This is a genomic window from Sphingobium sp., assembly GCF_003248505.1.
Classification (GTDB): Bacteria; Pseudomonadota; Alphaproteobacteria; order Sphingomonadales; family Sphingomonadaceae; genus Sphingobium.
The window spans coordinates 1-3,294 of the sequence record NZ_QFOA01000145.1 but is presented as its reverse complement, the minus strand read 5'-3'; the positions used below and the strand labels follow the sequence as shown (position 1 = coordinate 3,294).

Genomic DNA, 3,294 nt, shown 5'->3' with positions numbered 1-3,294 from the left:
CTCCATGGCGGATGGTTCCTTTGCTCGGGTTTGCCTGACAGCAAACCATCTTGGCACCTAGATGCCGTGAGCGGGAGCCATCCACCCTATCCGCTTTCCGCGTGCATCGTGGCGGCGAAGGGCAGGCGGTCGATCCGCTGATCGCGTCGGCGGTGGGCGAGGCGCACGCACCCGCGCATCGCGGCATCGCCTATGCGCTGTTCGAGGATCTGGCGCTGGCGGACTATGGCAATCGCATCCCCTCCCTCACTTTCGAGGTGGAGGCGGACGACGCCCCGGTTGCGCTGGCGCAGGTGGCGGCGCAGGCCAGCGGCGGGCGCGTGAGCGGCGTGGGGTTGGGCCTGGTGGAGGGCTATGCCGCAAGCGGGGCGGACATGGTCGAGGCGCTGGCTCCGCTGATCGAGGCGCGGGGGCTGGCTCTTACGAGCGGGGAAGCGGGGTTGCGGCTGCGCGCGGCGGCGGACGGCGCAAGTGGCACGATCCGGGCTGAGGCGCTGACGGCGCGCGTCAACGGGCGCAGCGTCGATCCCGAGCAAAGGTCGAGCGGAGCGGTGGATGCGGTGCCGGTGGCGCTGAGCCTGCGTCATTATGACGCCGCGCGCGACTGTCAGACAGGCGTGCAGCGCGTGGTACGGCCGGGCGCGGGGCGGCAGGAACAGGGCATCGACCTGCCCGAGGCAATGAGCGCGGACCGGGCGCGCGCGCTTACTGCCGCACGGCTGAATGCGGCGTGGAGCGGGCGGGCGCGGATGGACCTGCGCTGCGGCTGGGATGCGCTGGCGTGGAACGCTGGCGATGTGGTGCGTGTGGACCGGGCGCCGGGGCTCTGGCGGATCGAGGAGCGCGAATGGGAAGCGATGGCGGTGCGGCTCGCTCTACGGCGGGTGCCGGGGGCGGGTGGGACGCTGCCGGCGGGGGCTTCGCCGGGGGCGATCGTGCGGCAGGAGGATGCGCCGCATGGGCCGACCAGCCTGATGCTGGTCGACCTGCCGCCGCTGCGCGACGGGGTTGCGAGCGCGCCGTCGATCGCCGTGGCGGCGAGCGGCGGGCCGGGCTGGCGCAGTGCGGCATTGTTCGTGACGGGGGCGAGCGGCGAAGCGGTGCCGGCGGGACGCAGCGCGGGACGCGGGGTGATGGGCAGGGTCGAAACCCTATTGGCACCGGGCAGTGCGACGTTGGTGGACCGGCGGGCGACACTGGACGTGATGCTGTTGGCCGACGACATGATGCTGGCCCCCGCCGACGAGGCGATGTTGGGACAGGGGCGGAACCTGTGCCTGGTGGGGCGCGAACTGATCCAGTTCGAGGCGGCGGCGAAGACGGGCGCGCGCCGGTGGCGGCTTACGGGCTTGCGGCGCGGGCTGCGCGGCACCGAATGGGCGGCGGGCGATCACCGGACCGGGGAGTCTTTCCTGCTGATCGAGGAGGATCGGCTGGCGGACCCATTGCATGCCGTGGGGCAGGCCGCGGATCTGGGCGCGACGCTGCGCGTGGCGGCGCTGGGGCTGGGCGATGTCGAACCGGTCGAGGCGATGATGGCGGTGACCGGCGAAGCGCTGATCCCGCCCGCGCCAGTGCATCTGACGGCACAGGCGGTCACGGGCGGCGTGACGCTGCGCTGGGTGCGGCGCAGCCGGGCGGGCTGGCGCTGGAGCAGCGGAAGCGACGTGCCGCTGGCCGAAGAGAGCGAGCGCTACGTTGTGCGGCTGATGCAAGGGGAACAGGCGGTGCGGGACGTCGAAACATCGGTTCCGACATGGACATACGACGCGGCGGCGATTGCGGCTGACGGCAGCGCGGGGTCCGCGCTGACGGTCGAGGTCGCGCAGTTGGGAACGCATGCGACCGGGCGCGCGGCCCGGATCGCGATCATGGTGTGACGGGAAAGGACGAACCGATGGACAGGACATCGCGCTGGGCGCTGCCGCTGCTGTTTGCAGGGCAGGCGCAAAAGGAAATCTTCCATAACGAAGCGCTGACGCTGCTGGATGCGCTGGTGCACGGGGAAGCGGAAAGTGCCGACCTTTCGGCCCCGCCCGCAGACCCGGAACCGGGACGCTGCTGGATCGTGGCAACGGGTGGGAGCGGGGACTGGGCCGGAAAGGACGGTGATGTCGCCATCGCGAGCGAGGGTGGATGGCGTTTCGTCACGCCGCGCGCGGGTCTGGAACTGCGGATCGCGAATCGGAATGTGCCGCTTTTTCATGATGGTGCACAGTGGCGGGACGGCCAGTTGGGGGCGGACGCATTGTTTCTCGGTGGCGACCGCGTGGTGGGCGTGCGGCAGGCGGCGATCGACGATCCCACAGGCGGCGGCGTGATCGACGCGCAGGCGCGCGCCACCATCGCGGCCATTTTGCAGGCGTTGCGAACGCACGGGTTAGTCATGTCGTGATATTTGAGCATCACTTTGTATTTGTTTGATCTGTTAGTTGAATATTACCGAACTGTGTCGATATAGTGTGGCAACGACTGGGCCACCGGCTTAGTGCGTTATTTTTGCAACGGTTTCACCAATTGTGGACTTGCCATGAAACTTTCTTCCCGATAGAGGGTTTCAGCAGTCCTTCGTGACACTCTTGAAAGGGGAATTCAGATGCGGAAGCTTGCCCTCGCGGCTGCGCTTGCGACCAGTGTTTTGGCCACCCCGGCCATGGCACGCGACAATAGCTGGTATGTCGGCGTCGATGCCGGCGGTATGATCGTTGAAGATCAGGACATCACCTTCACCCCCGGCAACGCCGGTGCGGCCAGCAACACCATCTCGGGTGTTGACTACCACAAGGGCTACGATTTCGACGCCAACATCGGCTACGATTTCGGCGGTTTCCGTCTGGAAGCCGAAGCGGCCTACAAGCGCGCGAAGGTCGATCTCGACCAGAGCGGCTTCGGCGGCGCAGCCTCGGCTCTGTCGTTCATGCTGAACGGCCTGCTCGACTTCGGTCCCGATGACGGCCTGCAGGGCTTCGTCGGCGGCGGCGTCGGCGTGTCGCGCGGCAAGCTTGCCAACGACCTCGTCAACGACAGCGACACCGGCTTCGCCTGGCAGGCGATCGCTGGCGTTCGCTACCCGCTCGGCTCGAACGTCGACGTGTCGCTGAAGTATCGCTTCTTCAACCAGGACGATATCGGTCTTATCCCTGCCTACACCACCCGCGGTGGTCCGGCCGGTGCCGATGTCGACACGAAGCTGCGTACGCACAGCGTTCTGCTCGGCCTGACCTACAACTTCGGCGCACCGGCTGAAGCGGCTCCTCCGCCGCCCCCGCCGCCCCCCCCCCCCCCCCCCCCCCC

Annotated in this window: 3 protein-coding genes; all 3 read left to right on the top strand. The window is 68.4% G+C overall.

Translation table 11 applies throughout. The features are described 5' to 3' along the window. The first annotated feature begins 50 nt into the window (after positions 1-50). Positions 51-1,880, top strand: coding sequence for a phage tail protein (locus tag DI606_RS19770; protein WP_293985680.1), 1,830 nt, complete (start codon positions 51-53; stop codon positions 1,878-1,880). 17 nt (positions 1,881-1,897) lie between these two features. Further along, positions 1,898-2,395, top strand: a complete 498-nt coding sequence (locus DI606_RS19765) for a DUF2793 domain-containing protein (protein WP_293985678.1) — start codon at positions 1,898-1,900, stop codon at positions 2,393-2,395. 201 nt (positions 2,396-2,596) lie between these two features. After that, positions 2,597-3,294: outer membrane beta-barrel protein (locus DI606_RS19760; RefSeq protein WP_293985676.1), on the top strand; the 698-nt coding region annotated here is incomplete at its 3' end.

Bases quoted from the DNA above. Each gene is read 5' to 3' on its own strand.
- DI606_RS19765 (WP_293985678.1), top strand. From the start codon at position 1,898: ATGGACAGGACATCGCGCTGGGCGCTGCCGCTGCTGTTTGCAGGGCAG.